This is a genomic window from Paraburkholderia sp. (genome assembly GCF_035948235.1).
GTDB lineage: Bacteria > Pseudomonadota > Gammaproteobacteria > Burkholderiales > Burkholderiaceae > Paraburkholderia.
Genome location: NZ_DASZJJ010000213.1, coordinates 1 through 6,775 on the forward strand (window position 1 = coordinate 1; position 6,775 = coordinate 6,775).

At 65.5% G+C, this 6,775-nt stretch carries 6 protein-coding genes; 5 read left to right on the top strand and 1 reads right to left on the bottom strand.

Translation table 11 applies throughout. The features are described 5' to 3' along the window. From paaN to paaK, 5 genes are all read left to right on the top strand, one after another. Positions 1 to 1,604, top strand: a 1,604-nt coding sequence (gene paaN / locus VG320_RS18310) for a phenylacetic acid degradation protein PaaN (RefSeq protein ID WP_327201498.1), incomplete at its 5' end; no start/stop codon positions are given. 97 nt (positions 1,605 to 1,701) lie between these two features. Next, positions 1,702 to 2,904 carry a 3-oxoadipyl-CoA thiolase gene (gene pcaF / locus VG320_RS18315; protein WP_327201499.1) on the top strand — a complete coding sequence of 401 codons (1,203 nt, stop codon included), beginning with the start codon at positions 1,702 to 1,704 and terminating at the stop codon, positions 2,902 to 2,904. A gap of 90 nt (positions 2,905 to 2,994) precedes the next feature. Then, a complete protein-coding gene (paaG, locus tag VG320_RS18320; protein WP_327201500.1) occupies positions 2,995 to 3,786 on the top strand; it encodes a 2-(1,2-epoxy-1,2-dihydrophenyl)acetyl-CoA isomerase PaaG in 792 nt (263 codons plus the stop codon). 1 nt (position 3,787) lies between these two features. Further along, positions 3,788 to 4,267: a hydroxyphenylacetyl-CoA thioesterase PaaI gene (paaI, locus tag VG320_RS18325; protein ID WP_327201501.1), complete on the top strand. Its 480-nt coding sequence runs from the start codon at positions 3,788 to 3,790 to the stop codon at positions 4,265 to 4,267. 64 nt (positions 4,268 to 4,331) lie between these two features. Further along, on the top strand, positions 4,332 to 5,630 hold the full coding sequence (paaK, locus tag VG320_RS18330) for a phenylacetate--CoA ligase PaaK (protein ID WP_327201502.1): 1,299 nt from the start codon (positions 4,332 to 4,334) through the stop codon (positions 5,628 to 5,630). A 97-nt stretch (positions 5,631 to 5,727) separates the two neighbouring features. Here the strand turns inward: paaK and VG320_RS18335 are convergent, their stop codons facing one another. Continuing rightward, positions 5,728 to 6,762: a murein transglycosylase A gene (locus VG320_RS18335; RefSeq protein ID WP_327201503.1), complete on the bottom strand. Its 1,035-nt coding sequence runs from the start codon at positions 6,760 to 6,762 to the stop codon at positions 5,728 to 5,730. Positions 6,763 to 6,775: the final 13 nt, after the last annotated feature.

Here is a 6,775-nt window from a genome sequence, read left to right on the forward strand (position 1 = left end):
CGAGCCCCAAAGTGTACGGGGAAACTGCCAGCGCAGACGGCGAAGCCGCGTTCAAGGCTCACCTCGACCGCGCCTTCGATCTCGACCAGCCGTCCACCGGCGAGAGCGTCGGTAGCGAAGCCTCGCCGTTCGGCTTTGCGCTCGGTGCGCACTATCCGAAATCGACGCCCGATCAGTTGATCGACGCCGCCCAGAAGGCGCAGCGCGACTGGCGCGCGGCCGGCCCACAGGCGTGGGTGGGCGTGAGCCTGGAAATTCTCGAACGTCTGAACCGCGCGAGCTTCGAAATCGCGTTCAGCGTGATGCACACGACCGGCCAGGCCTTCATGATGGCCTTCCAGGCGGGCGGCCCGCACGCCCAAGACCGCGCGCTGGAAGCCGTCACCTATGCATGGGACCAGTTGCGCCGCATTCCCGCCGACGCCCACTGGGAAAAGCCGCAGGGCAAAAATCCGCCGCTCGCCATGCAAAAGCGCTTCACCGTCGTGCCGCGCGGCGCCGGTCTGGTGCTCGGCTGCTGCACGTTCCCGACGTGGAACGGTTATCCCGGCCTGTTTGCCGATCTCGCGACCGGTAACACCGTGATCGTCAAGCCGCACCCGGGCGCGATCCTGCCGCTCGCGATCACCGTGCGCATCGCGCGTGAGGTGCTGCGCGAAGCCGGGTTCAATCCGAACGTCGTCACGCTGCTGGCCACCGATCCGAACGACGGCGCGCTTGTCCAGCAACTCGCCTTGCGCGCCGAAATCAAGCTGATCGACTTCACCGGCAGCACGCAGAACGGCGACTGGCTCGAACGCAACGCCCACCAGGCTCAGGTCTATACCGAAAAGGCCGGCGTGAACCAGATCGTGATCGACTCCGTGACGGACCTGAAGGCCGCCGCACGCAACATCGCCTTCTCGCTTTCGCTCTACTCCGGCCAGATGTGCACCGCGCCGCAGAACATCTATGTACCGCGCGACGGCATCCAGACCGCCGACGGCCACGTGAGCTTCGAAGCCGTTGCGCAAGCGATCGCCGGCGCAGTCACGAAGTTCGTGGCCGATCCCGCCCGCGCCGTCGAAGTGCTCGGCGCGATCCAGAACGACGGCGTGACTTCCCGCATCGATGAAGCGCGCAAGCTGGGCACCGTACTCGCAGACAGCCAGACGCTCGAGCATCCGCAGTTCCCCAGTGCACGCGTTCGCACCCCGCTCGTGCTTTCGCTGGACGCCGCGCGCGACGCCGCCTCGTTCACACGCGAATGGTTCGGGCCGATCTCGTTCGTCATCGCCACCGACTCGACCGCCCAATCGCTCGAACTCGCGGGCACGACCGCGCGCGACCACGGCGCGCTCACGCTATCCGTCTACAGCACGAGCGACGACGTGATTGAAGCAGCTCACGACGCTGCAGTCGTTGGCGGCGTGGCCCTTTCAATCAATCTGACGGGCGGCGTGTTCGTCAATCAGTCGGCGGCTTTCTCGGATTTCCACGGCACCGGCGCGAATCCCGCCGCCAACGCCGCGCTGGCCGACGCGGCATTCGTGGCGAACCGCTTCCGCGTGGTTCAGAGCCGCGTTCATGTTGAACCGAAAGCGGCTGCGGTGGCAGTCGGCTGAACGGCCTATGCCGTTTGGCCGAATGGCGCACGAATCCCCTTCCCACTAGCATGACCGTCACGAGTGCACTTTCGCGCTCGTGGCGCAGGAATCCGAGATGACCGAAGCCTATATCTGCGATGCGATTCGCACTCCGTTCGGCCGCTACGGCGGTGCCCTAAAGGATGTGCGCGCCGACGACCTCGGCGCCGTGCCCATCCGCGCGCTCGTCGAGCGCAATCCCGGCGTGGACTGGCGCGCGCTGGACGACATTCTTTACGGCTGCGCGAACCAGGCCGGCGAGGACAACCGCAACGTCGCGCGCATGTCTGCGCTGCTCGCGGGCCTGCCCGCAGACGCGCCCGGCGCGACGCTCAACCGCCTGTGCGGATCGGGACTCGACGCAGTCGGCAGTGCCGCGCGCGCGATCAAGGCAGGCGAAGCTCATCTGATGATCGCAGGCGGCGTCGAAAGCATGACGCGCGCGCCGTTCGTCATGGGCAAAGCGGCATCGGCTTTCTCGCGCGACGCCGCCATCTATGACACCACCATCGGCTGGCGTTTCGTCAACAAGCTGATGAAGCAGCAATACGGCGTCGATTCAATGCCGGAGACGGCGGAAAACGTCGCGGTCGATTTCAACATCAGCCGTGCCGATCAGGATGCCTTCGCACTGCGCAGCCAGCAGAAGGCCGCTCGCGCGCAGAAAGACGGCACGCTCGCTCAGGAAATCGTGCCGGTCGAAATCGCACAGAAGAAAGGCGACCCTGTGCGCGTGACGCTCGACGAGCATCCGCGCGAAACCTCGCTCGAAGCGCTGGGCAAGCTCAAGGGCGTGGTGAAGCCGGATGGCTCGGTAACGGCAGGCAATGCTTCGGGCGTGAACGACGGCGCCTGTGCACTGCTGCTCGCAAGCGACACCGCCGCCAGCCAGTACGGCTTGCGCCGCCGCGCGCGCGTGCTCGGCATGGCCACGGCCGGCGTCGAGCCGCGCATCATGGGCTTCGGGCCGGCGCCCGCGACGCAAAAGCTGCTCAAGCAGCTCGGCATGACGCTCGACCAGTTTGACGTGATCGAACTCAATGAGGCGTTTGCATCGCAAGGGCTGGCCGTGCTGCGCGCGCTCGGCGTTGCCGACGACGATGCACGCGTGAACCCGAATGGCGGCGCGATTGCGTTGGGTCATCCGCTCGGCGCATCGGGCGCGCGGCTCGTGACGACGGCGTTGCATCAGCTTGAGCGCACGCAGGGCCGCTACGCCCTCTGCACGATGTGCATCGGTGTCGGTCAGGGTATTGCGCTGGCGATCGAGCGTGTTTGAACGGATTTGAGCGTATTGAATAGCGCGGTCGAGCAACAGGAACCGCGCTGCGCAAGCAGCTTTTGCATCGGATGGGACAGGAGACAAACCATGCCCTTTGAAACAATCCGCGTCGATATCGATACGTCCACGCACGTAGCCACGATCACGCTGAACCGCCCGGACAAGCTCAACAGCTTCACGCGCGCGATGCACCGCGAACTCGCGGCAGCGCTCGACGAAGTCGAACAAGCCAGTTCGCGCGCACTCGTGCTGACCGGTGCGGGCCGCGGCTTCTGCGCGGGCCAGGATCTCGCCGATCTGGACTTCACGCCGGGCGCGATGACCGATCTCGGCGAGCTCATCGGCACGCATTTCAATCCGCTCATCAAGCGCCTGCAAGCGCTGCCGATGCCCGTGATCGCCGCTGTCAATGGCACGGCCGCCGGAGCGGGCGCGAATCTCGCGCTCGCCTGCGACCTCGTGCTGGCCGCGCGCTCCGCCAGCTTCATTCAGGCGTTCGTGAAGATCGGCCTCGTGCCAGATTCGGGCGGCACGTGGTTCCTGCCCAAACGCGTGGGCATGGCCCGCGCGCTCGGCCTCGCCATGACCGGCGACAAGCTCAGCGCCGAAAAGGCGGAAAGCTGGGGCCTCGTCTGGCAAGTCACGGAAGACGCCGAACTCGCCGCCACGGCTGCGGCGTTCGCCGCACAGCTCGCAAAGCAGCCCACGCGCGCCATTGTCGCCACGCGTGAAGCGCTGCACGCCTCGGCGACCAACACGCTTGGGCAGCAGCTCGATCTCGAACGCGATCTGCAACGCGATCTGGGCAACTCGCACGATTACGCGGAAGGCGTGCAAGCTTTCATCGAAAAACGCGCACCGCGCTTCGAGGGCCGCTGATATGTCTGAATCGATGCCCACTTCGTCATCGCTTCGCGCGCACGCGGGCATGTCCGCCGACGAACTCGCCCGCGCCACCGCGCAATCCATGTACGAAGCGGACGGCTGCAGCCGAGCGCTCGGCATGGAACTGCTCGAAGTGCGCGCCGGCTACGCGCGCCTTTCCATGACCGTGCGGCCCGAATTCCTCAACGGTCATCAGATCTGCCATGGCGGCATGATTTTCACGCTCGCCGATTCGACCTTCGCGTTCGCCTGCAACTCCTACAACATCAGCACGGTCGCGGCGGGCTGCTCGATTGAATTCCTGCGCCCGGTCCAGCCCGATGACGTGCTCACCGCCGAAGCTATCGAACAGGTGCTCTCAGGACGCAGCGGCATCTACGACATCCGCGTGACGAATCGCGCGGGCGAGACCGTGGCGATGTTCAGAGGCAAATCCGCGCAGATTCGCGGCACGGTGATTCCCGTCGAAGAGTAGGCACGCGCGGCCCCTCTCAGCAATTTCGCACCGCACACCATTCTTAAAGCATCCGGAGACAGTCATGACAACCACGCTGCCGCTCGAGCCCATCGAAACGGCCAGTCGCGATGAACTCGCGGCGCTTCAGCTCGAACGGCTGAAATGGTCGCTCAATCATGCGTATGAAAATTCGCCGGTTTATCGGCGCAAGTTCGATGAAGCGGGGGTTCATCCGTCCGAACTGAAGACGCTCGCCGATCTCGCACGCTTTCCGTTCACCACCAAGAAGGATCTGCGCGACAGCTATCCGTTCGGGATGTTCGCGGTGCCGCAAGAGCAGATCTCGCGTATCCATGCGTCGTCGGGCACGACCGGCAAGCCGACCGTGGTCGGCTACACGGCAAAGGACATCGACACGTGGGCGAATCTGGTGGCGCGTTCGGTGCGCGCATCGGGTGCGAAGCGCGGCGACAAGGTGCATATCAGCTACGGCTACGGTCTCTTTACGGGTGGCCTGGGCGCGCACTACGGCGCGGAGCGCGCGGGTCTTACGGTGATCCCGTTCGGCGGCGGCCAGACCGAAAAGCAGGTGCAGTTAATCCAGGACTTCCGCCCCGACATCATCATGGTCACGCCGAGCTACATGCTCGCTATCGCCGATGAAATGGAGCGCCAGGGGATCGATCCGGCATCCACTTCCCTGCGCATCGGCATCTTCGGCGCGGAGCCGTGGACCAACGACATGCGCTCGGCCATCGAAAAGCGCATGGGCATCAAGGCGGTCGATATCTACGGTCTGTCCGAAGTGATGGGTCCGGGCGTGGCGTCCGAGTGCGCGGAAACCCAGGACGGCCCGACCATCTGGGAAGACCACTTCTATCCGGAGATCATCGACCCCGAAACGGGCGAGGTGCTGCCCGACGGCGAATTCGGCGAACTCGTCTTCACGTCGCTCACCAAAGAGGCGCTGCCCATCGTCCGCTATCGCACGCGCGACCTCACGCGCCTGCTGCCGGGCACCGCGCGCACCATGCGCCGCATGGAAAAGATCACCGGCCGCTCGGACGACATGCTCATCATCCGCGGCGTGAATGTATTCCCCACGCAGATCGAGGAATTGCTGCTCAAGCAGCCCGCACTGGCGCCGCACTATCAGATCGTCCTCACCAAGGAAGGTCCGCTGGACGTGATGACGCTGAACTGCGAGCCTTGTCCGGAAACGGCGCCCGACTACGGCGCGCTCGACGCCGCAGCCAAGGCGCTCGCGTATGACATCAAGGCGTTGATCGGGGTGACGGCGAAGATCAATGTGCTCGACGTCAACGGCATCGAGCGCTCGGTCGGCAAGGCGCGCCGCGTGGTCGACAAGCGGCCGAAGTAAGCGCGGCGGCACAATCCACGCGCATTGCGCACGCAGCAACGAAAAAGCCGGCTTTCATGCCGGCTTTTTTACATCACTTGAGCATCACGGAGAACACTCAGGAATTGGGGAACAGCAGCCACATGCGGCCGCCCTGCTTCATCTTGCCGGCCAGATCGCCTGCATCGTCGCCGAGGCCCCAGAAGTAGTCGGCGCGCACGCCGCCCTTGATCGCCGTACCGGTGTCCTGCGCGAACACCAGACGGTTGAGCGGCGTATTCGTGAGCGGGCGCGTGGTCTGCAGGAACACTGGTGTGCCCAGCGGGATCGACGAAGGATCGACGGCGATCGAGCGCTCCGGCGTAAGCGGCACACCCAGCGCGCCGACCGGACCATCGGCGCCGCCTTGCGCCGAGCCTTCGGCGGATGGCATTTCGCGGAAAAACACGAAACGCGGATTGGTGTCGAGCAGCGCATCGACACGCGTCGGATTCGCGCGCGCCCACGCCTTGATGCCCTGCATGGTCGCCTGCGCAGGCGTGAGTTCGCCGCGGTCGAGCAGCCAGCGGCCAATCGACTTGTACGGCTGGTTGTTGGTGCCGCCAAAGCCCACGCGCATCACGCTGCCGTCTTCCATGACGACGCGCCCCGAGCCCTGCACCTGAAGGAAGAACGCTTCGATAGGATCGTCGACCCAGACGAGTTCGTTGCCGTTCAGGATGCCCGCGCGTTCGAGCTGCGCGCGCGCCGGGAGCGCCGTGCCCGCGCGATAGCCGGACGGCCAGCGATAGAGTGCGGTCTGATAGATGCCGTGGCGCGTGCGCGAGCCGTGCAACAGCGGTTCGTAGTAGCCGGTCACGAGGCCGTCGAGCGTGCCGTCGTTGTTGGCGAATTGATACGGCGTGAAGTACGTCTCGAAGAACGTGCGCGCGCCGGAGGCATCGAGATCGTCGAGTTGCGAAGCCGCCGCGCAGGCGCGCGACCAGCGCGGTTCGCGCGCGAGCCGCGTGCAATTGGCGCGCAGCGCCGCCGTTGCGCCGATCAGCGAATCGTCCTGCCAGCCCGGCACCTGCTGCCACGCGACCGGTGTGAGACGCGCGGCGGCAATCTGACCGGGCAGCGCCGGCGCACCCTTGGGCGGCGCCGTGCGCACGTAGTTCGAGCCG

What these genes read in the sequence shown, in the direction of transcription:
- pcaF (WP_327201499.1), top strand. Translation starts at nt 1,702, where the DNA reads ATGACCGAAGCCTATATCTGCGATGCGATTCGCACTCCGTTCGGCCGC.
- paaG (WP_327201500.1), top strand. Translation starts at nt 2,995, where the DNA reads ATGCCCTTTGAAACAATCCGCGTCGATATCGATACGTCCACGCACGTA.
- paaI (WP_327201501.1), top strand. Translation starts at nt 3,788, where the DNA reads ATGTCTGAATCGATGCCCACTTCGTCATCGCTTCGCGCGCACGCGGGC.
- paaK (WP_327201502.1), top strand. Translation starts at nt 4,332, where the DNA reads ATGACAACCACGCTGCCGCTCGAGCCCATCGAAACGGCCAGTCGCGAT.